Consider the following 24,431-nt stretch of genomic DNA (forward strand, 5'->3'; position numbering starts at 1 on the left):
GAGTGTGTTTGGGTAAGAATGGTCGGGTCTTTAGCGGCTTAGTCACCGACGGTGACTTCGACGGTGAAGAAGCGAGGGCTGGTTTTTATCGGGAAGGTGAGGGTGTGGCGCTGGTAGCCGTCGCCGAGGTCTTCGGTGATGGTGGAGGTGGGGAGTTCGCCGAGGGCGGGGGGTGTTTGCCAGGCGGTTAGGTTGGTGGAGATGACGGGCGTTATACTGATTCCTGTGGTCGTGGCGATGGGTTCGAGGTAGGTGAAGGCGAAACTATCGCCATCTTGTTCTCCGCTAGGAAGACGAGAGCGGTTTATGCTGGCGTTGTTCGGGTCGCCGAGGCCGAAGGCGTGGTAGAGGATGTTTTTTGTCCCATTGTTGGACCAATCGAGGAAGTCGTCTGAGCCGTCTGGGTTGAGGCCGTATTGAGCGCGGAAGCCCTCAATGTTGTCGGTGAATTCGACGCTGAGGGTGAGGCTGGTGGCGGTGGTTCCTACTTTCCATTCCAGTCCGCTGTTGGCGAGGTCTGGGAGGTTGAGGGTGTAACCGTTGTTAGTGAGGGTGCCTGCGGAGAGGATGGTGAAGGATTCGCCGCCGCTGGGGGAGTAGTCGCCTAGGAAGGTGACGTTGATGTTACCGGCGAGGTTGGCGGTGCCTGAGATGTCAAGGAAGTCGTATTCGCTGCCCTGAGTGGGGCCGGCGAGTTCGATTTCGAGGGTGCCAGCGGCTTGCTGGGTGTAGTCACCGCTGATGGTGGTGTGGGCAGGGGAGTTGCCTGGGGAGAAGGTTCCCGAGGTGTTGGTGAGGCTGCCTGAGAGATTGTCGGTTTTCAGCGTGCCCGCTTCAATGATCGTGGTGCCCGTGTAGCTGTTGTTGCCCGCTAGGATGACGGTGCTATTGCCGGTCTTAGTGACGGAGCCAGGCCCGCTGGTGTGATCAACGATGGTTCCGGCAAAGGTGCTGAGGCCGCTATTCTTGCCGATTGTTAGTGCGGTGCCGTCAGTCGGGTCGGTGATGGCGATGGTTCCTTCGCCATTACTGAAATTTGCAAACGTGAAGGAGGCCTCGTCAACTATGATAGCGGCTCCAGACCTCTGGAATAACCCCCCTGTCACCGTGATACTCGCACCGGAGCTAATTCTCACCTGGTCTTCATTGTATAAGTCACCCTGTATCGTTAGCCCGGTGTTAGAGCCAGTGACCGTTAAGGTCTTAAAGTTGCTAATATCACTAATCCCGAGGTTAGAGTCCACATTCCGGAATGTGATACTTCCTTTTACGGATCGAATTGAGCCAAACTCACCGCTAGTTCCATCGAAGATCACTTCACCTCCGAAGCTTTCTAATCCACCGACCAAATGTCCCGAACCAGTCAGAGTTAATGCGCCGCTGCCGCGCTTCTCCATACGCCCTGAGCCGTTCAAGGTTTCATGCGTGAAGCTCCCATCGAATAGGGTCGATGAGTTATCGGATCCGACTTGAAGCTCACCCACTCGGTAATTCACCGTGCCACCACCTGCGATTGAACCCATCTGGTATTGGGCTCCAAAATCGTCATCATCAAAAGTCAGGGTGGCTCCCGAGGCTACAATCACAGAACTCTTGCTCAGGGCTGTGGTGTTACCTTCGCTGATGATGAGGTTGCCCGCCTCAATCGTCGTGGCCCCGCTATAGGTGTTCGCTCCGCTTAAAGTGATGGAGTTGCTGCCCGTCTTAGTGACCGAGCCTGGGCCGCTGGTGTGGTCGACGATGGTACCGGCGAAGGTGCTGTTGCCACTGTTGGAGCCGATCGTTAGGGCGGTGCCATTGGTCGGATCGCTGATCGCGATGGTGCCCTTATTCGTAAAGCCAAATTTCGGGACGACGAGGCTCGCCCGATCCACGGTAGTGGTGGCTCCGCTGTCATGGATGAACTCATTCAGTGGGCGGACGGTAGCTCCATCTTCGACCAGGAGCGTATTGAAGTTCTCCACATTTCCCGTGGTTTCGACCAGCGTCCCGGCGCCCGTGATCGTCAAGGTGTTAAAGCTGCGCAGTTGACCAACAACAAACGCGTTGTCGGTATTTCGAATGGTGGTGGAGGCCAGGGCATCGACCCGATCAAAGCTCCCCACCGCCCCGTCAAGGGTCACGCTTCCAGATTGAACTTCCAGCAATCCCACATCATGGCCGGAACCGGTCAGGGTCAGCATGCCGCTGCCGTTCTTTTCGACTTGTCCACTGGTCGTGGTCTCAGTCAAACGAAAGGCCCCGGAGAAGGTCGTGGAGGCATTGTCCCGGCCAATGTCCAAAGTGCCAGTGCCCACATCAATCACCCCGGCACCCGCTACGGAGCCGATTCGGTATTCCCATTGGTCGACATCATCAAAGGTGAGCTGCGCGCCCGAGGCCACAGTCACGGCGGAATTTGCAAGGGTAGTCACGTTTCCGTTGCTGATAGCCAAGGTCCCCTCACTGATCATCGTCGCCCCGCTATAGGTGTTCGCCCCGGAAAAGATGACAGTGCTATTGCCGGTCTTGGTGACAGAGCCCGGGCCGTTGGTATGGTCTTTGATGATTCCGCTGAAGGTGCTGGTGCCGTTGCTTGAGCCTACTGTTAGGGCGGATCCAGCATTGGGATCCGGGTCGCTGATGGCGATGGTGCCTGCAGTGTTATCAAACTTGGCAAAGGTGAAGGACGCTCTATCAACCGTGAGTGTATCTCCCGTAGATTGAAAGAAATCACCGCTTGTGACGACTCGGGATCCTGATGAGATCGTTAGCTGATTTTCATTGGTGAAATCACCCGTAGAGATGACTTCGGTTCCACCTCCAATGATGTTGAGAGTTCCAAAGTTTAGCAAAGAGTTCACTTGAAAAGTCTCATCAACATCTTGAATGGTCATTGTTGAATTTGAACTTTGTATTTTAAGTGCGCCAAAGTTGCCACTCGCACCGTCGATCAAGATGCCTCCCTCAAAGACCTCAAGCTCCCCAATCGAATGATTTGAACCATTTAGTGTGAGCGTACCGCCGCCACGTTTTTCAATTTCGCCAGGGCTGTTAAGAGTATCATAGGTAAACGCTCCTGAAAATGTGGTTGAAGTGTTGTTAAGGCCTACGTCGAGTTCGCCAAGCCTAAAGTCGACCGTGCCCCCTCCAGCAAGCGAACCGATCTGATAGGATGATCCAACCCCATCATCATCAAAAAGTAGCGTGGCTCCCGAGGCCACGGTCACCGCACTGTTGCGTAAGGCGGTGGTGTTTCCCTCGCTGATGATGAGTGTGCCATCACTGACCGTCGTTGTGCCGCTGTAGGTATTGGCTCCGGAAAAGATGACGGTGCTATCTCCGGCCTTGGTGATGGAACCTGGGCCGCTGGTGTGGTCGACGATCACTCCACTAAAGGTGCTCGTGCCGCTGTTGGTACCGATGGTGAGAGCGGTGCCGTCTGCCGGGTCACTGATGGCGATGGTTCCTAGTGCATTGCCATATCGAGCTAGGGTCAGCGATGCCCGGTCGATGGTGGTAGTGTCTGAGGCATTTTGCTCGAAGACGCCAGTTGCTGTTAGGCGTGCTCCGTTCGATAGGGTGAATTGGTTAAAGTTTCTCAAATTCCCCTGAACGGTCAGGTCTGTGCCTGCTCCCGTAACTAACAAGGAACTCGCATTGTAGATTGAATCTATGCTGAGAGTGCTGACATTCTGGAGCGTAAGTTGGCTGCTTTCAGGGTGGTTCTGAATATCCCCTAAGTATCCTGCTGCGCCATCTATGATAAGCGAGCCATCTTTGATTTGCAGCTCTGATATGGAATGCCCGGAGCCGGTCAGAGTGAGTGTGCCCGAACCAAACTTTTTCACGACCCCCCCACCGAGATGAGGGGCGTCAACCAGAGCACCTGCAAAGGTGGTGGAGCTGTTGTCGAAACCAAGTTTCAATTCACCACCACTGAAATCCACCGTGCCACCCCCTGCTAGAGAACCGATGTTATAGTCAAATCCATCTCCCTGATCGTCAAATTTTAGAGTCGCTCCTGCGGCCACGGTCACCGCACTGTGATGCAGGGCACTGGTATTCCCCTTACTGATGATGATCTTGCCAGCTTCGATCTTGGTCGGTCCGCTGTAGGTATTGGCTCCAGTGAGGGTGAGAGAACCTGTGCCTTTTTTGATCAGCCCACCAGTTCCGCTGATGATTCCTGCAAAGGTAGAATCGCCATCGCCATTTCCGAGCGTGAGCGTGGAGGTGCCGAGGGCGAGATTTCCGACGCCTGATAGACTCGCGAATGTGGGGTTGAAGCCGTTGATGTCCAGGATGCCATTGGCACCTACGATGACGTGCGCGTTTTGTAGGGCAAGAGGATGACCCAGACGCACAATACCCTCCTCGATGCGGATGGTTCCGCTAAAAGTATTGGCTGCGGATAGGATGATGGTGCTATTGCCGGTTTTGATGATTGAACCAGATCCGCTGGTGTGATCGACGATGGTTCCGGCAAAGGTGCTGGTGTCGCTGTCGGTGCCGATGGTGAGCGCGGTGCCGCCTGCGGGGTCACTGATAGCGATGGTGCCTTGGGCATTGCCAAATCGAGCGAGAGTCAGCGATGCCTGGTCGATGATCGTAGTATCTGAGTCACTTTGCTCGAAGACGTCAGTCGCTGTGAGGCTGGCACCGTTCGACATGGAGAATTGGTTGAAATTTCTCAAGCTGCCCTCAATGGTGAAATCTGTGCTCGATCCCGTGACTAACAAAGTTCCCACGTTATAGAGTGAAGCTATGCTGGGGGTACTGCCATTTTGGATCGTGAAATGATTTTCAGAGTTGATCTGGATCTCCCCAAAATCTCCCGCGGCTCCGTCCAGGATAAGCGAGCCATCTCTGATTTGCAGAACTGTCACGTGATGCCCGGAGCCTGTCAGGGTGAGTGTGCCGGAACCAAACTTTTTGATCCCATCCCCATTAAAGTTAGGGTCATCCACAAGAGCGCCTGCAAAGGTGGTGGAGCTATTGTCCCAACCAATCCCCAGATCTCCTCCGTTAATATCTACTGTGCCGGCCCCAGCAAGAGAACCGATCGAGTAAACAAAGCCATCCCCCTGATCGTCAAATCTCAGAGTTGCCCCCGAAGCCACCGTCACCGCACTGTTAAGCAGGGCATTGGAATTACCCTGACTGATAGTGAGGCTGCCTGCTTCGATCGATGTCGCACCTGAGTAGGTATTGGCTCCGGAGAAAATGACCGTGCTGTTGCCTGTTTTTTTGACCGAGCCAGAACTGCTGGTGTGGTCGACAATGGCCCCGGCGAAAGTGCTGGTTCCGCTGCTAGAGCCGATGCTGAGTGCAGTTCCGCCCGTCGGGTCACTGATGGCAATGGTTCCCTGAGCGTCGCCAAATCGAGCGATCGTGAGCGACGCCTGGTCGATGGTGGTGCTGTCTGACGCACCTTGCTCAAAGCTGCCTGTCGCTGTTAGGAGGGCTCCGTTTGAAAGGGTAAATTGGTTTTTATTATCGAAGTCTCCCTCTGTCGTGAGGTTCATGTTTGCTCCTGTGACTAGCAAGGTTCCTTCATTGTAGAGTGACTCTGCGCTGAGGGCATTGACGTTGCGGAGGGTGAGTTGCGTATTACCAGCCAAGTTTTGGATATCCCCCAAGTCACCCGCAGTCCCGTCCAAGGTGAGCGAGCCTTCTCTGAGCTGCAGGCCATCTACCGAGTGGCCAGAGCCGGTGAGTGTGAAGGTGCCGGAACCATATTTGGCGATGACTCCAGCACTGAACGCAGCATCCTCAATAAAGGCACCAGCAAAGGTGGTGGAGCTGTTGTCGAAACCGAGTTCCAAACGGCTACCCTCAATGTCTACCGTGCCGCCTCCGGCAAGCGAGGCAAGACGGTATTCTGAGCCATCACCATTATCGTCAAATCTAAGAGTCGCTCCTGCGGCCATGGTCACCGCGCTGTTTTGCAAGGCATTGGTATTCCCCTGGCCGATCACGAGGCTGCCTGCCTGAACCGATGTTGAGCCTGTGTAGCTATTGGCTCCGGTGAACGTGAGTGAGCCGGAACCCGTTTTCACGACCTTGCCCGTGCCGCTGATCACGCCGGCAAATGATTTATTTTGATTGCCGGCTGCTATGGTGAGCGTTGCTGAGCCGAGGCCGAGGCCGCCACTACCGGAGATGCTGGTCAGGTTGGTATTGAAGTTATTGAGGTCGAGTGTGCCTGCCGAGCCGATCGAGACATCTGCATTTTGCAGAGCCGACGCATGAGCCAGCCGGAGCGTTCCCGCATTGACCGTGGTGTTGCCGCTGTAGGTGTTAGATCCAGCAAGGGTAAATACGCCGCTGCCGATTTTTGTGAGCTTGCCGCTGCCGCTGAGGGTCCCCGAGTAGGATGTGTTGGCGTTGTTGTTTCCTACGGTGAGTGTGGAGGAACCTAAGCTGAGGTTGCCATTGCCGCTGAGGCCGCCGAGTGTTGCGCTGAGGTTATTGAGGTTGAGTCCATTGTGGGTATTGATAGCGACCGTGGAATTCTGCAGAGCCATGGTGTGGTATAGTCGCAGGTTGCCAGAATTAATGATCGTCGCTCCCGTGTAGGTGTGCGCTCCGCCAAGGTTAAGGGTGCCGCTGCCGTCCTGGGTGAGTGAGCCTGTGCCCGAGATGAGGTTTCCTACGGTAATCGTGTTCGACCGATCAAAGATAAGGCTGCCGTTATTATTGACATTGCCACTGCCGAGGCTGCCGCTGGTCGAGTTATTACCAATCCTCAAACTCCCCAGAGAGATGCTCGTGGCTCCTTGGTAGGTGTTGTTCGCGGTGAGAATCAACTCGCCGGCCCCAGCTTTGGTAATCGAACCACCTCCATAAATGATACCGCTTTGAGTCGCGATGCCAGATGGTAGGTTTAAGAGAGCGTTATTGCTGGTTGAGACCGGTGCCTGGCGGTTCTCGCCGTCCCTGTAGCTGATGATCTGCCCCCAGCCGGATGTGGTAAGTAAGCCAGTGATTAATAAGGCTGCGGGCGAGAGACGTAGATGCCGAGAGGCAATCCATGAGAATTTGAGATTTGAGCTGTTTAACTCCATAGCATCTTCGGTTGTCGTTGAATGATTCGAGAGACGAGCGAAGCTTTATTCCGCGATTGGAGTCGTGGCGGTCACACTGGCAGTATAGAAGCCAGGGATGCCGGAGATGGCAGCTAAAGTGCTGGTCGCGGTGAATGAGGATTGCATCGTTTCTCGGGAATGGGTAGGTCGAGAAACGGGCAGGGGTTTTGATGATCGGAGCTGTCCTGACGTTATTCGACAGCGCGATTGGAGTAAAAGAGTTTGAACCTAAGTTGAACGGCGGGATTATTTCTGAATAAAATCAGTTTTGGTCCGTTGGAGGAAGGGGCAGCAGCACTGTGACGGTGGTGACTTCATTCGCGCTTTCAGCGGAAATGCGGCCGCCGTGGGCTTCGACGATGGACTTGGTGATGGCGAGGCCAAGACCAGCGCTGCCTTCGCGAGACTTGGTGCGGGATTTGTCAACCCGGTAGAAGCGGTCGAAGAGATGGGGCAGGTCGATAGCCGGAATGGTTTTGCCAGAGTTCGTGCAGGAGAAGTGGTAGTGATTCGCTTCAACTCTTCCTGTCACTTCTATCCAGCCATTGGTTGGCTGGTTATATTTGATGGCGTTGCTGAGGATATTAATAAAGACTTGGCGGATGCGCTGCTGGTCGAAGTCACTTGGAGCGCTCGTCAATTTCGCCCGCACTTTTATATTTTTTTCTTCAGCAAGGGGATGAATAAAATCGATGGCAGCCTGTGCCATTTCCGCGAGGTCTCCGGGGGTGGTGAGCAGTTCGAATACCCCGGAGTCCAGGCGTGATAGATCGAGCAGGGATTCAATCAGGTCTCGCATGTGTTTAGCTGCGGTTTCACAAGTGGCTAGCGCTTCGGTCCGGCTTTGCGGATCGGTGTAATGCTGGCCGAGGTGTGCTTTGGCGAGAATGATCGCAAGGGGAGTCCTAAGTTCGTGTGAGGCGTCTGCTAAGAACTGCACTTGTTGGTCGAAGGCGGCGTCCTGGCGTTCGAAGCTCTCGTTGAGCACTATGGCCAGGGAGCCGAGTTCGTTTTTCGTTTCGTCGACGTTGATGCGCTGGCCGCGCTTGCCTGAGGAAATCGAGCGGGCAGTTTGTGAAATAGTTTTGAGAGGGCGAAGGGCTCGGAGTGTGATGATGTATCCCACAGTCCAGCCCATGAAGATGAGACCTGCACCTAGGCCAAAGAGCTGCCATCGCAATGTGTTGAGCTGATGTGACAATGCTTCACAACTACTGCCGAGAGCGACAACATAGGATTGCGGCGTATGTTGGATGGCCTCGCGGTATTCTCCCGTGGTGTAAATGTTAGTTCCCTTGTGTGGGGACTGGACGTCTGGATTCGGTAAATCAGGCGCTCCGTCCGATTTCCATAGCAGTCTGTTATCGCTGGAAAAGATACGGACGTATAGGCCAGCGTCCAAGGCCTCGGCAACAGGGGCATCCGGGGTGACCGTGAGTTGTGTTTGGGGCGAGGTGGGGCTTTCTCCGGCCTCAGCTGAGTTTTCGTGATCCAAAGAAGCAACCACTTGATGCGCGAATGGCAAGATGCCTGAAATGCGAGACTTGAGCTCAATATCAATATTTTCTGTGAGAGCTTTCTCCTGATTTTGATAAAAAAGAATGAGTAAGAGATTCAGGAGCAGCGAAGGCACTGCACAGTGCCAGAGCTGTAGTTGGGTTGCTATTGAGCGAAAAATCATAAGATCCTACTGTTTTGATTCCAACTTACCTCAATGGTTCAGGCCAGCCATTGCGTTTTGAGATATTAAAACCAGAGTCATACTTGCGATTGTTTCAGATCAAGAGCTGGGTTGTGAATACTGGTCAACTTGCTACTGGTGAGAAAATTTAGGGAGTTCGAAACCAAGTCCACGCCTTGTTTTAATGGTGTTTGAACCGAGTTTTTTCCTCAGACGGTAGATGAGTACACTGAGCACGTCACTTTCGGCATCAGAATAGTCGATAAATCTCTCGTCTATCATGGTTCTAGTAAGTGTTCTTCCTTGATTTTGAATGAAATACTCTAATAGCGCGAGTTCCCTGCTAGTAAGGCTGACCTCCTCTCCATCTTTGGTTACTTTACGTTCTTTTTGGCAGAAGGTTAGTCTTGGTGCGAACTCGATCTTGGTTGTCGATGAACCAGTCTTTCGCCGGAGAAGCGCTCTGACACGTGCCTGGAGTTCCTCGACTTCAAATGGTTTTGTTTGGTAGTCATCAGCACCAAGGTCCAGCCCGCGTACGCGATCTTGTGTGGCGTCCATTGCTGTTAGCATGAGTACGGGGACATCGCTTTTGCGGCGCAGGGCCTTTAGAACCTCCCAACCGTTCAACTCAGGAAGCATGACGTCAATGAGGACAAGGTCCGGCTGGGCGTGAAGTGCCAGATTAAGGCCGTCACGTCCATTGGTCATCAGTTCTACGTGATGGCCCTCCATTTCGAGGATCTCCTTTAAAATGGATCCTAGATCTGGTTCGTCTTCGATGACTACGATGTGCATGAAATACAGATATCAGATAACCTTGAAAGTGCCTATCACATCTCACTTTGGTGTAGACCAAAAAAAGGCCTGAGTTCTAGTTGAGAAACTCAGGCCGTATTGGACCAAAATGGCAGAGGGGGTGGGATTCGAACCCACGAAGCCTTTCGGCTTGCCGGTTTTCAAGACCGGTGCATTCAACCGCTCTGCCACCCCTCCGTGTTGCAATTTGGTTGCTGGGAGGGAAGAAAGCGTGGTGACGAGATATTTGCAAGAAAACAGTGGAGTTTTTTTCGGATTTTTTCAGATTGGTACCATGAGAATTCTAGTTGCGTGTGATAAGTTTAAAGGCTCGCTGACTGCGACGGAGGTTTGTGAGGCGATTGCTCAGGGGCTATGGGAGGCCAATCCGGGGATGGTGGTGGATCGAGTGCCCATAGCGGATGGAGGTGAAGGGTTTTCTGAGACAATGATGCAGGCCCTTGGCGGTGAGTGGGTAGAGTGTGTGGCGAGTGATGCACTGGGGAAGATCAGAGAAGTAAAGTATGCTCTGTGTGGTCATGTGGCGGTGATTGAGATAGCGGCGGCTGCCGGGCTGGCGATGCTGGAGGAAGGGGATCGGGATATCTGGGCAGCGTCCACCTTCGGTGTGGGGATGATGATGCGGCATGCCGTGCGTGAAATGGGCGCTACGAAACTCGTGATTGGCCTCGGAGGTAGTGCCACCAATGATGGTGGAGTGGGGATGGCGGCGGCGCTCGGGATCAAATTTTTAGATTCAGATGGTAATGAGCTTGAGCCGAATCCGCGTGAGCTTTTGAGGTTGGATCGTATCGATGAGAGTGGAGTGATCGATCTACCTGAAGTGTTGGTAGCTTGTGATGTGGAGAATCCTCTTCTCGGGGCCCGCGGGGCCAGTGCCGTCTACGGGCCTCAGAAAGGAGCCAGTCCGGAGGATGTGGTGCAGCTGGATGAAGCGCTGGCCCAGTTGGTCTATGCCGCGGATGCTGGCAAATTGAGTACAATTCCGGGAGTGGGAGCGGCAGGAGGCATGGGCTTTGGGCTGATGCGCTTTGCTGGCGGCAAGCTGGTGAAGGGATTTGAGTTGGTAGCCAAGGAACTTAGGCTGGAGGAAAGAATAAAGGAAGCTGATCTGGTGATCACTGGAGAAGGTAGCCTAGATGCCCAGACTGAGGAAGGAAAGGGGCCGGCTGGTATTGCCAAGTTAGCCAAAGAGGCTGGCAAGCCAGTGATTGCGATTGCTGGTAGGGTGGAAGACGGGGCTGAAAAGATGTTCGATCAGTGTCTCAGCCTATGCAGTCTGGGGCTTGGTCCTTCCGAGTGCATGGCGCGTGCCGCAGAATTGGTCCGCGGCAGGGCCAGGGAATTGGCTGGCATGTAGTGGTGATGAGGGCTTGCCCTCAGGGGTACTTGAGGTTAGGAACGGCGCATGAGTAAAAAAGTAGTCATTCTTTTCTCAGGACAAGGTGCCCAGAAAGTGGGCATGGGTAAGGATCTCGTGGAAGCGTATTCGGTAGCCAAGGAGTTGTTCAGCAAGGCTGATGAAGCTCTCGGTTTTTCTCTTTCCGAGATCATGTTCGATGGTCCGGATGAGGAACTCACCAAGACATCCCGCTGCCAGCCTGCGCTGTATCTCCACGGTTTGGCTTGCTTGGCTGTTCTCAAGGAGAAAGTGGCAGACCTCAAGGTGACTGCAGCGGCTGGCCTTTCCCTTGGCGAGTTTACCGCCCATGCAGCAGCTGGGACTTTCAGTTTTGAAGACGGACTGAACGTAGTCGCCCAGCGCGGCCAGTTCATGGAAGAAGCTTGCGAAAGCACCGAAGGTAGCATGGCTGCCATGATCGGTGGTGATGAGGAAGCGGTGAAGCAATTGGCTGCCGATAGTGATGTGGATGTAGCCAATTTCAATGCGCCAGGTCAGATCGTACTTTCAGGTACTGTGGAAGGTATCGACAAGGCGGTTGCTGGTGCCAAGGAGCGCGGTATCCGCATGGCGAAGAAGCTTAATGTTGCTGGTGCCTACCACTCCCGCTTGATGCAGAGTGCTCAGGACAAGCTTTCTGCTGTTTTGGCCGATACTGAGATCGCTACTCCAAACGTGCCTGTGTACTGTAACTTCAAGGCAACTCAAGTGGCTGATGCCGCCGAGATCCGTGAGACTCTGGAGAAGCAGGTGACTGGTTCCGTACGCTGGACGGAGAGCATGCAGGCTCTGATCGCTGAGGGTAACACGACATTCGTGGAGCTTGGCCCAGGCAAGGTGCTTGCTGGTCTGATGGGACGTATCGACAAGAGTGTCGAGGTGATCTCAATCGAGGATGCCGCTTCACTTGAAGAGGCTATCCAGAAGCTTGCATAAGCTCAGGGAATCCCCATTTTTTTGATAACGGCACATCTTCGGAGGTGCCGTTATTTTTTTGGAAGGTGAGGGGAGTGATTGAAGTTTTTCGAGGTGAATGCCAGAAAGACAAAGACCCAAAAACAGATGATACCGTAGCTCAGTCCGAGCACGACTCCCACATCAATGATACCTCTCCAGGGTTGTGGGCAGTAGTTGCGCATCAAGAAGATGACGCCGAGGATGAGCAGTGAAATCGAGATCGCGATGATCTTGGTTTTCTTGTCCGCGTGGAAATAGCCCATGCAGAAAAAGGGAGCGAGAATGACGTGTAGCGGACGAGGGTTATCGTAGAGATACTTTACACGAGCTGCGGTACGCGGGCAGAATTTCTTCTGGAAGCCCCGGTAGCCCTCGCAAACGAGCATGAAAATGGAATAAAGGATCAAGAAAACCCACTGAAAGGTACTTAGTTCATAATCAAGAGCTTCTTTGGCATAGCCTGAGAGGGTGGTGATGGATTTACCGATAAGGTAAGTTACCCCAATTGTTCCCCAGATGGCGCCGATCAACTTCATCGCGGAGACATTGTACGAATCTCGACAAATGTAAAGGGGGAGATCCGTATGTGACTTGGAAGTTGAATGCTGGAGGATTGGATGCCAGTTTGTCCGTAATGAGTAAGGCTGATTCCCACATTATCGAACCACCACGCCTGATGGCGGGGGCCGCGGTAGTTTTCTGGGGGGCCTTGAGTGGGAATGCGCTGGCTGGTTTTGTGATCGCTGTGTTGCTGGAGGCGAGGAATTGGGTAAAGATCCGATGGGATTTTGGGGAGAAAGGGCATGTGAAAGCCTATCAAGTCAGCCTGTTTCTCTTGTTGATCGGCATGGTGATGATCTGGATGGATGGGGCGGGGCATTACGCCTTACTGAAGATCGTGCAATGGATGCCACTCTATGCCCTGCCGGTGGAGCTGGCTCAGCGCTATGGGCGTCAAGATAGCATGTATTTGAATACCTTCTTCTATTTCAGCAGGAGACGCATGATTCAGGACCGCAGGGAGGGCAGAGAGGTTTCCCCCTTGGAGATCAATACAGGCTATCCCTATATCGGGCTGGTCTTACTGGCAGCTGCATGTGCCACGCAAGCCAGCTGGACCTATATGGCTGGAATTATTCTGTTTACGCTAGCTGTTTTTATGGCTGTTGGCAGGCAGAGGGGGATGAGGTCACTCGGGGTTCTTTATCTTGCGCCCTTGGTGATCATTCTGAGTGCCTTGTTTCAGTGGGGGCTGGTGAGACTGAACAATTATTTTCGTAATCCTGGAGCTCAAAATGCTGAGAATCTGGAGGCAGGTGGCGGTGCCATCAATGCGCAGTATGCGCGGCTCGGTGGCCTAGGGAAAGTGAAGCAGAGTAAGGAGGTGATGTGGCGTGTCTGGACAAGTATGACTCCCGGGTATTTGAGGGTAGCGAGCTACGATACTTATTGGGATGGCTTATGGACCTACAACTACCGGGCGGATGGTTTTGAGGATGCCGTGGAAGCCTTTGAGCAGGATGGCTCTATTACGGTGGGTGATGTAGATCACTTAGCTGAGGTCTATAGAGAAGAAGATCAGGCTCGCGGCGCCGATCTGCGTGACGAGCAGGGGGCGAGAATTCGTGGGACCGTGGAAAACGGGAGCCCTACGACGATTGTACCTTCCTTGCCGGGCTACTTTGCGGTAAGTAGAATGTTTGGCACGAATGTGACCTCGGAAAATAACCCGTTGGGAACTCTGCGTTTGATCAACCGTGATGTGATCATTGATTACATGCTGTGGGCCGAGACGGGGAATGTGGTGCAAGATGCATTACCAAGAGACAAGGATCTTGCTGTCGATGTGAAAGAGGCGCCAGTCATTAAAAATATCGCCAGAGATCTCAAGTTGCATGAACTCTCATCGGCCCGAGCCAAGGTGACAGCTCTTCAGCGGTTTTTTATCAGTGAATTTGAATACGCGACCCATTTTGAGGCCGACTATGACTACAGGGAAAAATCTGAATTGGAGATTTTCCTGACGGAGGCGAAGAAGGGCCACTGCGAATACTTTGCATCAGCAGCTGTTTTGTTGCTGAGGGAGAGTGGCGTCCCTGCCCGCTATACCATCGGTTATGCCGTAGAAGAGAAGGAAGATGATGTGTGGCTGATCCGGGGGACTCATGGCCATGCTTGGTGTAGGGTCTTTCTGGATGGTAAGTGGGAGGATGTTGATTTTACTCCTCCAGGTTGGCTCGATGCCGATATGGCTCAGGTAGATATGAGTCTGGCAGAGCGATTTCAGGAATGGCTCAAACTTCTGAGAGAGGATTTCCAGATTTGGCGTCAGGACGAGGCGAATCAGGGCAAGTTCTGGATGGCCTTCAGTGGACTAGGCCTCTTGTTAGGGGGCTGGTTGGTCTTCCGTCTTTGGCAGTCACGTTTGTCGATAGATGCAGAGGGGGCTCATGTCTACTGGACAGGAGACAAGGTCGAGACGCCTTTGCTGCAGTTAGAAAAATATGCACGCAATTTGCTTGGGCCGAGGCCGATAGGCATGCCTTACGGAGAATGGATGAGCGGGCTATATGATGTGGAGGGAGTGAATCGCGCTGAGCTGAATAAAGCGATTACCTTACATCAGAAAATGAGGTTCGATCCGGCTGCTGAGATGGACGAGGCAGAGCTGGTCTCTCTAGTAGCGAAGGTGAAATCGGCTCTCAAGCAGGCTCCGCGCTCGCAGTAATGGTGAGTAAGTGAGCGTTCGGGTGTAGCATTCCGGGGTCAAGGTCGGTAATGACATTTTCGAGATGCCATCCGCTCTTTTCGAGCAAGAGTGTCAGTTCCGGAAGTCCGTAGTAGCGAATGACCTGCTCAGATTTATGAGTGCGGGTATCCATGCCATTGCTGCTGGTGAGGGAGTAGCGATGGCGACGGTGCAGAGTCTGGTTTAGTCTGTCGATGGTGTGAAGAGTTTCACAGCGAGCAGCAGAGTGGTTGGGGAGGGTGATCTCTTTATCCAGATGCCATTCGTCCTCCTCTAGTTCGCCGGTGATTTCTGCCCAGGGGATGAATGTGGTTAGATATAGGCTGGCCGATTTTTCTGCTGAGTCGTGCAAGCGCTTGAGTAGGTCATGCGCTTGCCCTCTGCTGAAGAGCTGGATGGTGAAGGCTGGGATGAGAAAGGAATGAAACTTATGCTCGAAGTCGAAGATTTCTAAAGCATCAGCGTGGTGTACTTTCGGGGTAAGTAGTTGTTCTTTGGCGCTAGTTTCTAGCAATTGAATCATATCCTGAGAGAACTCCATGCCCTCTACGTCAAATCCCTCTGCGATCAGGGGGAGAAGTAGTCTGCCTGAGCCGCATCCTATTTCCAGAGTTTTACCGGGATGTTCTTTGAGGAATGTTTGGAGTAGAGGGAGTTCGCTGGTGTTGTCCTCTTCTGAGTTCCAGAAGTGGTCGTGCAGTTCAGCTTCAAGTGACTGGTACATGGGGAGGAGTGTTAGGGGAGGTAGATTTCCTTTTGTTCGTCGAAGGGAATGGAGACATCCACCTCGGATCCAGCATTGTAGTTCTCGCTTGGGAAAGTGAGGAAATAAATGGTAGAGCCAAGATTTGGCTTTTTCATGTCATTGGCTGCCGGGCGGAGACCGCGATCTTCAGAGTGAATAAAGAGCGGAATGGCATCTGGATTGATGTTGAGAAAGTCCTCATACGTGAATTGTTCAGTCAGTGAGGTCTTCTTCACGATCATTCCATCAGCGCTCATGTTGGCCAGCTCCTTGTGATTGGGGCGGCCAGGGAATAGGATGCGTCCTCTCATGTGAGCGGCGACGGCTGTGGTGTGATGGCTCTTGTCATCCCGTGGAGCTACTTGCCAGACATCCGCTGAGCTGAAAATGTGAGTGAACTCATGAGCGGCCAAGCTGTTAACCTCGTCGTTGTGGGTGCAGGCGACAAGTTGCCCAAGTCCGCTGAAGTCAAGCTCCTCCTCCACATATTCGGAGAGGATATTGGCTCTTTTCGCGGGAATGCCATCCATGGTGGCTGCGGCCACATTCGAGTAGTTGGTATCAAGCATGAGGACGTCATGGCCGTCTTCTCTGAGAGCAAAGGCAATCTTACGAGCCCAGCTATCGGCACCAGCAAAGAGCACACCGCGAGGGTTTCGGGAGGCGAGCTTCAGTTTGTTAGCCAGTGGGGCTGCCAGGAGACCATAAAATGCCACGGTTCCGATGATGACGATAAAGACGACAGGAACCATAGTCTCTGCCTGAGAGGCTACTTCGATTGGAAGATTTGACTCTGGCTTGCTGGCTGAGTGCTCCAGCTCGAGCGCAAAGATGGCGGTCACCGCAGCCGCAACAATACCCCTTGGAGCCAAGAAGGCTAGGAAGAGCCTCTCTTTGAAGGAGGTCTGCTTGGTGAAAATATTGGCGATAAAGATGGAGGCTGGACGGATGAGGATGATCAGGAAGGCCAGGAACGCCAGACCAACGGGCAGAGCGTTGATGAGGCTTTCTGATTTCACTCGCCCAGAGAGGACGATGAAGAGAATGGAGATGATCAAGGTGCGTAGCGTTTCCTTGAATTCCAGGATGTGCTTCACGGATACTGATTTCTGGTTGGCCAGAGCGATACCCATCACTGTCACAGTGAGAAGGCCTGCTTCCTTTTGGATAGCATTAGAGGCTACGAAGGCGATGCAGACCACAGACAGAAGGAAGACTGAGTGAAGGAAGTCCGGGATGAGATGGTTGCGCAGGAGGATCTCAATGAGTTTCGCAATGATGAAAGCAAGGACGATACCCACTAAAAGTGTGACGCCTAGGGAATAAAGGATAGCGGACTTTGCGGCTTCAACATCTCCAGCCAAGGCTGCCTGGAATACAAAAACCGCCATAATGGCACCAATAGGGTCCACCACAATACCTTCCCATTTTACAATGGAAGCCATCTTGCGAGATGGCTTGATGTGGCGAATTAGCGGGGCAATCACGGTTGGACCGGTGACCACCAGGATAGAGCCGAGGATGGCTGCAATTCTCCAGTTCCATTCAAAGATGTAGACTCCTACCGCTGTCGTGATGAGGAAGGAGACCGCCACACCTATCGTGCATAGGCGGATTACGGGGGCTCCGCTCTGTTTGAGTTCGGAGAACTTGAGGGTGAGGCCGCCTTCAAACAGAATGATGGCTACGCAGATACCTACTGCTGAGAGTAGCATACTCTCACCTGAGGCTCCCGGTAGGAAGTGATCAATATTGACACCCAGCAATTGCCCGGCCCCGAAACCGAAGGCTAAGAGCAGAAGGATGGATGGGAGCTTGAATCTCCATGCCAGCCACTGGGCCAGAATTCCGAGACCAAGCACCATGGTAACAAAACCGGAGAAATTGATATTTTCGAATTCGAACATAGAATATGAGAAGCGAGGAGAGGTTGAACGAGGGTAGTCCTATCGCACAAGAGCTATTTTGGGGCAGAGAGGTGATGAATCATCAATCCATGGTAGGCATAGCAAGTGGGATGCCTAGTAAAGAGTGCCAAGTAGGGAGGGGTGATATTTTGGAGGTAAAGGTGTCCATGTCTATGGGCTGCATAGTGGTGCAAGAACTAGCAGATGGCTACGGGAAATTTTCAGATCTGCCGAAATGTATTTCGTTTGTATACGCAAAGTCATGAGTTTGTGAGGTTTGTTCAAAAAAGTTACACTTAATGAAAATAAATGATGCATGGTTGCTTGACGTGGGTGGGTGACTTAGACAGTCTGCTAGGGCGTTAGCTATGTCTGTCATAATATGAGAGTCTTAGCGTACCCAAAACCCATCACATCCACTGGAGCAGATACTAGAAACCCGTGTATTCCAACGAAGATTATCTACTAGAGCTGATCGCCGAGTCTGGGCTGATCAGTCCCGATGAAATTGCCGAGACGAGAGCCAGTCTGACTGGTTCTCAGAGTGCAATTGAGAAGTTAATTAGCGACCATCGCCTTAACGAGGAGCAAGTAGCACAAGTCTGTGCACAGAGTTCTAGCATGGACTTTGTAGACTTGAGTTCTCACTCATTTAGCCCTGATATTTTTGAGGCTGTCAGTGAGGATGTAGCGAGACGCTTTAATGCGGTGCCTGTTTATGATGACGGCATGAGCCTTATGGTGGCGATTGCTGATCCACTCAATTTTGAGGTGCTGGATACTTTGCCGCATGTCATTGGTAGAGAGATTACTCCGGTATGTGCTACTCCATCGGCCATTACGAATGCGATCAATGCACATTATGGCGGACCTACTGATTATGGTGGGGACATTGCCCAAGGGGTCAGTTTGGTTGGAGAAGGGGAAAATGTAGATCCTGATGAGGCTCCTGTGATCAAGCTTGTGTCCAGTATCTTGACTGAAGCCCTTCAGATGAGAACGAGTGATATTCACATCGAACCGCTGGAGACAACCTTGCGTGTACGCTACCGCGTTGATGGTAAGCTCGTCGAGGTGGCGAATCATCCTAAGAAGCTTTTGCCTGCGATTATTGCACGTCTCAAAGTGATGAGTGGTACCATGAGTATCGCGGAGAAGCGCTTACCGCAGGATGGTCGTATCCAGTTGAGCGTGGGAGACAAAGAGGTGGACCTTCGTGTGTCCAGTGTTCCGAGTAACCACGGTGAAAGTATCGTTATGCGTATTCTGGATAAGTCAGCCTTGATGCTGGGTCTTCCGGAATTGGGCTTCCTCTCTGACGATCAGGAGGTTTTCCAGAATTACATCACGCTTCCAGACGGTATCATTCTAGTTACTGGTCCGACGGGTTCTGGTAAGACAACAACTCTCTATGGCTGCTTGAACTACATCAACAAGCCTGACCGCAAGATCATTACCGTAGAGGATCCGGTGGAATATGAAATGCCGGGTATTAACCAGGTCATGGTGAAGACGGATATCGGGATGACTTTCGCGGCAGCACTTCGTGCCATGCTTCGTCAGGCGCCTAACATCATCATGGTGGGTGAGATTCGAGATGCTGAGACTGCGAATATTGCGATCAACGCGTCACTTACCGGTCACTTGGTGCTCTCCACACTGCACACCAATGATGCTCCAAGTGCGGTAGCGCGTTTGGCGGATATCGGTGTGAAGCGCTTCCTGATTGCCTCTGCTTTACGAGCTGTATTGGCACAACGTCTGGTGCGTAAGCTTTGCCAGAACTGTAAGCAGCCGATGCCGCTAACAGATAAGGAGATGCGTCTACTGAATATTGATGCTAGTCGTGCTTTCGATAGCACAATCTGTGGTCCTCAGGGCTGTGATCAGTGCCGTAACTTGGGTTACAGAGGTCGAGCCGGTATCTTCGAGATCTTTGCTGTAGATGAAGAAGTAGGTAATATGATCAATGATAACCTGACCTCTCCACAGCTGCGTAAGCGGGCTCGAGAGTTGGGTATGCGCACGATGCGTGAGGATGGAATCCGTAAGGTGCTTGCTGGTATGACCTCTGCACAGGAAGTACTTGCAGTAAGTAATGCGGACTAATTTGAAGAGGGAAGACACTAGATAAAACTCAAAAGCCTAATTTCATGGACAATCAGCAAGTAATTGACCTTTTCAGCTCTCGCGGCATGGTGGACAAATTTTTGGCCCAGGACATGCTGCAATCAATCGAGGTAACCGGTAAAACTATTGCCGAGACTCTCAAAGATTTCGACATCATCGGCCACAAAGATGAGATCTGGCCAGTCATCGCCAGTGAACTCGGCGCGGAGATGGTGGATCTCTCAGACTGGACTCCTCCTCAGGAGCTCCTAGCTCTCCTTCCTAGCGGGATGGCTCGTCTGCACGGGGCTCTGCCTGTCAACGTTGGCCCGGAAGGGTTACACGTATGTCTCGTAGATCCTCTTAATCCTCAGGCAGCGGAAGACCTTCGCTTCGCGCTGGGTAGAGAAATTATCCTCGCCGTGGCACCGGACTACATTGTCGAGGAAAAGATTAACGAATGTTATGGTGGTGAGAGCCAAGCCATGGATGACCTGTTAGGTCAGCTGGATGATGCCAGCTCTGGGAATCCTCAGGATGCTCAATCCGAAGCGAATTCTGCTCCAATCATCCGTTATGTAGACCTCGTTCTCTATCAGGCGATTAAGGAGAAGGCATCTGATATTCACTTCGAGCCGTTTGAGAAGGATTTCAAGATTCGTTATCGTGTGGATGGATCTCTCTTTGAGATGGCTCCGCCTCCGTCACATCTGGCCAAAGCTATCATCTCTCGTGTGAAGGTGATGTCTAACATGAACATTGCGGAGACTCGCGTTCCTCAGGATGGCAGGATTGTGAAGCAGATCGGTGAGCGCCAGGTCGATATGCGTGTATCATCCTTGCCGACACAGCATGGTGAGTCCGTCGTACTTCGTGTTCTTGACCGTAGTAACGTAAACCTTGATATTGAGAGTGTTGGTCTACCAGAAAATATCTATGAGTATGTGGTCGATACCATTGAGAAGCCTAACGGCATCTTCATTGTTACTGGGCCTACTGGTGCCGGTAAAACAACCACGCTCTATGCGGCTCTTAGGAAGATCAATACCATTGATTCCAAGCTGCTAACAGCTGAGGATCCTGTGGAATATGATATCGATGGTATTATTCAGGTTCCTGTGAATGAAGCGATTGGTCTAGATTTCGCGAGAGTTCTTCGAGCCTTCCTTCGTCAAGACCCCGACCGTATTTTGGTGGGTGAGATTCGAGATAAAGAAACTGCGCAAATTGCCATTCAGGCCTCCCTGACTGGTCACTTGGTTCTCTCTACTCTGCACACGAATGATGCGCCGGGTGCGGTAACGCGTTTGGTGGATATGGGTACTGAGCCCTTCCTGGTAGCAGCCTCTCTAGAAGGTGTGCTAGCCCAGCGATTGGTGCGTACCATCTGTAGTAGCTGTCGTGCACCGTATGATCCAAGTGAGGCGATTCTGTCTCAGTTGGGGCTCTCTCCACACGAGTTGGGGGACAAAGAGTTCTACACCGGTAAGGGGTGTGATGTCTGTGGTACTAGTGGTTATAAGGGGCGAAAAGGTCTCTTCGAACTCTTGGATATTACGGATCCAATTCGTGAAATGATCACGGACAGAGCTCCGACCGTTGTACTGAAACAAAAGGCAATTGAGTTGGGAATGCGTACTCTTCGTGAGGATGGTCTGCGTAATATTTACGATGGGTCAACCACTATTGAAGAGGTGCTGAAATACACTTAAGCAGATAAACGCTGTAGTATTCATGTTTTCTCTTTCCACCTCGCAATAATTTATTCACATTCCATCAAAATCCAAAAACCATCATTTGATACATGGCTAATTTTCAATACATAGCTCTAGATGCCAAAGGTGATCAGACCACTGGCACCGTTCAAGCCGGCAATGAGGCCGAAGCTATCGCCCAGCTCCGTGCCAACGGACTCTATCCAACTCAAGTTGTTGAGGAAGGTAAGGGTTCACTTGGTACAGCAGCCAAAGGTAAAGCGAAGAAGGCACCGGCAGTTGCCACTAAGGGTAAAGGTAAAGCCCGTCCACGTAAGGCTAAAGGCGGTAAACTAAAGCCCAAAGTGCTGATGATCTTCACTCGTCAGCTCGCGACGCTAATTGACTCTGGTCTTCCGCTTCTTCGAAGCTTGACCGTGCTTGGTAAGCAGGAGCCAAACCCAGTCCTGAAAAATACTTTGAACTCTCTTGCCGACTCCGTGCAGGGTGGTTCTACATTCTCCGAGAGTCTTGCTCAGCACCCGAAGATTTTCAACAAGCTCTTCGTAAACATGGTGAAAGCCGGTGAGCTGGGTGGTGTTCTCGAAGTTGTACTGACACGTCTTGCTGAGTACATGGAGAAAGCCAACAAGCTGAAGAACAAGATTGTATCAGCGATGGTTTATCCGCTGATCGTTCTTTTCATTGCGGTAGCGATTCTTGTGTTCCTGATGTTGGTCATCGTTCCTAAGTTCAAGGAAATGTTTGCTGATCAGGATAATGCTGAGCTGCCAATGATCTCTCAAATGGTCTTTGGTTTCTCTGATAAGATGATTGCTGCTACCTTTGGTATACCAAATGCCGTCTGGATCTTCCTCTTTGTCGCAGCCGTATTTGGTGTCTTCAAGGCCTGGTCCAACACAGACGGTGGACGTAAGTCAGTCGATGCTTTCAAGCTGAAGATGCCACTGTTCGGTGACATCCAGCGTAAGAGCGCTATTGCTCGATTCAGTCGTACACTGGGTACCCTGGTGACCTCTGGTGTGCCTATTCTGCAGGCCCTGAGCATTACTCGTGAGACAGCAGGTAATGTGATTGTGTCTGATGCGATCGACAAGGTGCATGATGCGGTTAAAGAGGGTGAGTCCATTGTGGCTCCTCTTCAGGCAAGTAAGGTATTCCCTGCAATGGTGATCAGTATGGTCGACGTTGGTGAGGAGACTGGTCAGCTTCCAGAAATGCTTCTGAAGATTGCTGACGTTTATGATGATGAGGTGGATAACTCCGTTACCGCTCTGACGTCCATTCTTGAGCCGTTGATGATTGTCTTCTTGGCCTTGGTCGTGGGTTCGATTGTATTTGCATTGTTCCTACCATTGATTAAGATGATTCAGGCCATGGGTCAGTAAAATCAACGAGTTAACAACTTTCAAAACTGCGGTCTCGGTTGGTTCTGGTCCGCAGTTTTTTTCTGAAAATTTAAAACAATAGAGACAATGAAAACCCAAAAGAAATTGTTAAAGAAGGGCTTCACCTTGGTCGAAATCATGGCCGTTATTGCCATCATTGCGATTCTGGCTGGCGTTGGCTTTGGAACCTTCGTTCTGGTGAACCAGAACGCTGCCGAAAAAGAGACCAAAATTATTATAGAGAACGTTAGTTCTCAGCTAGAAGTTCTGAAAAATGAAGGAATAGCTCTTCCGGATGGTGATGGTGGGGAAAATAGCACTCGTGAGCTTGTTGAGCTTCTCAATGAGGGAATTGACGGCACTCCAATGATCGCCCAGCTTGATCCAGACTACAGTGGTAAAGGGAAGCTGGTGGACGATAATGGCATCCTCTTGGACGCTTGGGGGAATCCTGTGCGCTACCGCTATCCCGGCACCATGAATAACATGGAGGATGGATTTGATCTCTGGTCAGAAGGCAAAGAGGCCGATGAAGACAAGGATGATGTGAAAAACTGGTAAACTCAGTTCAGAACATCTTTTCAATTTTGTTAAAAGGCGGCTGAAAAGCCGCCTTTTCTTGTGGTGGTTTTCCGTGAATCTTCTTTACATATGAGTTAGTATGGAGTTTCTCACTTTCAGGATTTTTTGTTGATAGCGTCTCCCCAGTCGTGAAGACGCGCAGAAATTCCGCCAGTTCTATAATATGTGTCCCAATTCAAGTGCTGCGTAACGCGCCTTATTCGGATGCCAGATAGAGATAACGATTAAGCCCAGCACAGCATCGAAAGATGGATGTGCCCCTATTCAATGAGTAATTCAGAGGAAACTGCGCCAACAGCCGCAGAGAAAAAAGAGACATCTCAAACCGTAACTGCTGATAACGCTCCAAAGTCTACTTCTGAGACTAAGCCAGCAGAGAAGGTGGAAAAGTCTGAGTCTGTAAAAGGAGATGCTGAAAAGCCTGCTCCAAAGACAAAAAAGAAAACAGCAAAGAAAGCTTCCAGAAAAAAGGCTCAGCGAGCTAAAGAGGGTGCCGATACACAATCTGAAGCGAAAGCCGAAGAGGCCTCCAAGGCACCAGCTTCTGAAGCCTCAGCTGAGCGCAAGGAGCCTATCCAGGGTGTCAGAGACACCCGCACTAAGAAGGAAGAGTCCGAAGCCAGACCTGAGGCTCGTCAGTCCAATGACGAGCAGCGAGATTCCAGAGATCAGGATGGTGATGTTTCCCAGCAAGGAGCCAAGCGTAACCGCCGTGGACGCCGTGGTCGTAAATCTGCTGATCAGCCAGTTCAGCAGCCGAAGCCAGTGGTCAAGGTGGATCACAAGAAGATGAGCAAGAAGGCTTGGAAGATCTTCCTCGGAGAAGTGAATGAGGAAGGTCTTGCCCTGATCGGGGATAAGGAGGCCAAAGAGCTTGCCAAGAGAAGTTTCCGATTGGCTGAGCTATTCCTCGAGGAGGAATCCCGACGTTTGCCAAATGCCGAGCCTAAGCGTGACAATGATTCTCGCAGGGAGAATGAGTCCAGAAGGGAAAGGTCATCCAAGGAGAAAACCGAGCCTGTAAAGCCTGAAAAGAAAGCTGAGCCTGCAGAGGCCGAGTCAAAACAGGAGCAGCCGGTAGACAAGGTGGAGAAAGCTGTTTTAGAAGCTCCTGAAAAAGACCAGGCTCCGGCCGTGGTTGAGAGTGGAGACAAGCAGGAAGCTCCTGCTGAGTAGTCTTTTCCATACTAGATTTATAAGTAAGCTGGAGTTGGCGAGTAGCCACTTCAGCTTTTTTATGTACTTGGGGGAGCATGAAGGCCAATTTTTCTTAATAAATGTGCAACTTCACCCTCAGTTGTGTGTTG

Annotated in this window: 14 protein-coding genes and 1 tRNA gene; 8 read left to right on the forward strand and 7 right to left on the reverse strand. The window is 51.8% G+C overall.

The window, feature by feature from the left end; genetic code table 11:
• Positions 1–38 precede the first annotated feature (38 nt).
• The 4 genes from BUB27_RS06125 to BUB27_RS06140 form a co-directional block, all read right to left on the reverse strand.
• A complete protein-coding gene (locus BUB27_RS06125) occupies positions 39–7,049 on the reverse strand; it encodes an autotransporter-associated beta strand repeat-containing protein (RefSeq protein WP_143158691.1) in 7,011 nt (2,336 codons plus the stop codon).
• A gap of 283 nt (positions 7,050–7,332) precedes the next feature.
• Entirely contained in the window at positions 7,333–8,751 is a 1,419-nt protein-coding gene (locus BUB27_RS06130; RefSeq protein ID WP_143158692.1) for a sensor histidine kinase, read from the reverse strand.
• A gap of 132 nt (positions 8,752–8,883) precedes the next feature.
• Entirely contained in the window at positions 8,884–9,549 is a 666-nt protein-coding gene (locus BUB27_RS06135; RefSeq protein WP_143158693.1) for a response regulator transcription factor, read from the reverse strand.
• A 110-nt stretch (positions 9,550–9,659) separates the two neighbouring features.
• Positions 9,660–9,747: transfer RNA gene (locus tag BUB27_RS06140), tRNA-Ser, on the reverse strand.
• 97 nt (positions 9,748–9,844) lie between these two features.
• Between BUB27_RS06140 and BUB27_RS06145 the strand changes: the two genes are divergently transcribed.
• Positions 9,845–10,930, forward strand: coding sequence for a glycerate kinase (locus BUB27_RS06145; RefSeq protein ID WP_143158694.1), 1,086 nt, complete (start codon positions 9,845–9,847; stop codon positions 10,928–10,930).
• 48 nt (positions 10,931–10,978) lie between these two features.
• Positions 10,979–11,908 (forward strand): ACP S-malonyltransferase, encoded by a 930-nt coding sequence (gene fabD, locus BUB27_RS06150; RefSeq protein ID WP_143158695.1) that lies wholly within the window; start codon positions 10,979–10,981, stop codon positions 11,906–11,908.
• A gap of 50 nt (positions 11,909–11,958) precedes the next feature.
• On the opposite strand, the gene BUB27_RS06155 is transcribed toward fabD, so the two are convergent.
• Complete coding sequence (locus tag BUB27_RS06155; protein WP_234991689.1) at positions 11,959–12,465, reverse strand: hypothetical protein; 507 nt, start codon at positions 12,463–12,465, stop codon at positions 11,959–11,961.
• Between the two features lie 50 nt (positions 12,466–12,515).
• Between BUB27_RS06155 and BUB27_RS06160 the strand changes: the two genes are divergently transcribed.
• The gene (locus BUB27_RS06160; protein WP_143158696.1) at positions 12,516–14,657 is read left to right on the forward strand and encodes a transglutaminase-like domain-containing protein; all 2,142 of its coding nucleotides are present in this window, start codon (positions 12,516–12,518) and stop codon (positions 14,655–14,657) included.
• Here the strand turns inward: BUB27_RS06160 and BUB27_RS06165 are convergent.
• Positions 14,632–15,402 (reverse strand): class I SAM-dependent methyltransferase, encoded by a 771-nt coding sequence (locus tag BUB27_RS06165; RefSeq protein ID WP_143158697.1) that lies wholly within the window; start codon positions 15,400–15,402, stop codon positions 14,632–14,634. The genes BUB27_RS06160 and BUB27_RS06165 overlap by 26 nt on opposite strands.
• A gap of 11 nt (positions 15,403–15,413) precedes the next feature.
• Positions 15,414–17,330, reverse strand: coding sequence for a cation:proton antiporter (locus tag BUB27_RS06170; RefSeq protein ID WP_143158698.1), 1,917 nt, complete (start codon positions 17,328–17,330; stop codon positions 15,414–15,416).
• A 441-nt stretch (positions 17,331–17,771) separates the two neighbouring features.
• Here BUB27_RS06170 and BUB27_RS06175 point away from each other — a divergent pair, with 441 nt between their 5' ends.
• The 5 genes from BUB27_RS06175 (at position 17,772) to BUB27_RS06195 (ending at position 24,300) form a co-directional block, all read left to right on the forward strand.
• Positions 17,772–19,439: a GspE/PulE family protein gene (locus tag BUB27_RS06175; protein WP_143158699.1), complete on the forward strand. Its 1,668-nt coding sequence runs from the start codon at positions 17,772–17,774 to the stop codon at positions 19,437–19,439.
• Positions 19,440–19,483: 44 nt separating this feature from the next.
• Positions 19,484–21,151, forward strand: a complete 1,668-nt coding sequence (locus tag BUB27_RS06180; RefSeq protein WP_143158700.1) for a GspE/PulE family protein — start codon at positions 19,484–19,486, stop codon at positions 21,149–21,151.
• Between the two features lie 92 nt (positions 21,152–21,243).
• On the forward strand, positions 21,244–22,542 hold the full coding sequence (locus tag BUB27_RS06185; protein WP_143158701.1) for a type II secretion system F family protein: 1,299 nt from the start codon (positions 21,244–21,246) through the stop codon (positions 22,540–22,542).
• An 87-nt stretch (positions 22,543–22,629) separates the two neighbouring features.
• On the forward strand, positions 22,630–23,103 hold the full coding sequence (locus tag BUB27_RS06190) for a prepilin-type N-terminal cleavage/methylation domain-containing protein (protein WP_143158702.1): 474 nt from the start codon (positions 22,630–22,632) through the stop codon (positions 23,101–23,103).
• 288 nt (positions 23,104–23,391) lie between these two features.
• A complete protein-coding gene (locus tag BUB27_RS06195; protein WP_143158703.1) occupies positions 23,392–24,300 on the forward strand; it encodes a hypothetical protein in 909 nt (302 codons plus the stop codon).
• Positions 24,301–24,431: the final 131 nt, after the last annotated feature.

The organism is Rubritalea squalenifaciens DSM 18772 (assembly GCF_900141815.1).
Lineage (GTDB): Bacteria > Verrucomicrobiota > Verrucomicrobiia > Verrucomicrobiales > Akkermansiaceae > Rubritalea > Rubritalea squalenifaciens.

What these genes read in the sequence shown, in the direction of transcription:
- BUB27_RS06125 (WP_143158691.1), bottom strand. Translation starts at nt 7,049, where the DNA reads ATGGAGTTAAACAGCTCAAATCTCAAATTCTCATGGATTGCCTCTCGG.
- BUB27_RS06130 (WP_143158692.1), bottom strand. Translation starts at nt 8,751, where the DNA reads ATGATTTTTCGCTCAATAGCAACCCAACTACAGCTCTGGCACTGTGCA.
- BUB27_RS06135 (WP_143158693.1), bottom strand. Translation starts at nt 9,549, where the DNA reads ATGCACATCGTAGTCATCGAAGACGAACCAGATCTAGGATCCATTTTA.
- BUB27_RS06145 (WP_143158694.1), top strand. Translation starts at nt 9,845, where the DNA reads ATGAGAATTCTAGTTGCGTGTGATAAGTTTAAAGGCTCGCTGACTGCG.
- fabD (WP_143158695.1), top strand. Translation starts at nt 10,979, where the DNA reads ATGAGTAAAAAAGTAGTCATTCTTTTCTCAGGACAAGGTGCCCAGAAA.
- BUB27_RS06155 (WP_234991689.1), bottom strand. Translation starts at nt 12,465, where the DNA reads ATGAAGTTGATCGGCGCCATCTGGGGAACAATTGGGGTAACTTACCTT.
- BUB27_RS06165 (WP_143158697.1), bottom strand. Translation starts at nt 15,402, where the DNA reads ATGTACCAGTCACTTGAAGCTGAACTGCACGACCACTTCTGGAACTCA.
- BUB27_RS06170 (WP_143158698.1), bottom strand. Translation starts at nt 17,330, where the DNA reads ATGTTCGAATTCGAAAATATCAATTTCTCCGGTTTTGTTACCATGGTG.
- BUB27_RS06180 (WP_143158700.1), top strand. Translation starts at nt 19,484, where the DNA reads ATGGACAATCAGCAAGTAATTGACCTTTTCAGCTCTCGCGGCATGGTG.
- BUB27_RS06185 (WP_143158701.1), top strand. Translation starts at nt 21,244, where the DNA reads ATGGCTAATTTTCAATACATAGCTCTAGATGCCAAAGGTGATCAGACC.
- BUB27_RS06190 (WP_143158702.1), top strand. Translation starts at nt 22,630, where the DNA reads ATGAAAACCCAAAAGAAATTGTTAAAGAAGGGCTTCACCTTGGTCGAA.
- BUB27_RS06195 (WP_143158703.1), top strand. Translation starts at nt 23,392, where the DNA reads ATGAGTAATTCAGAGGAAACTGCGCCAACAGCCGCAGAGAAAAAAGAG.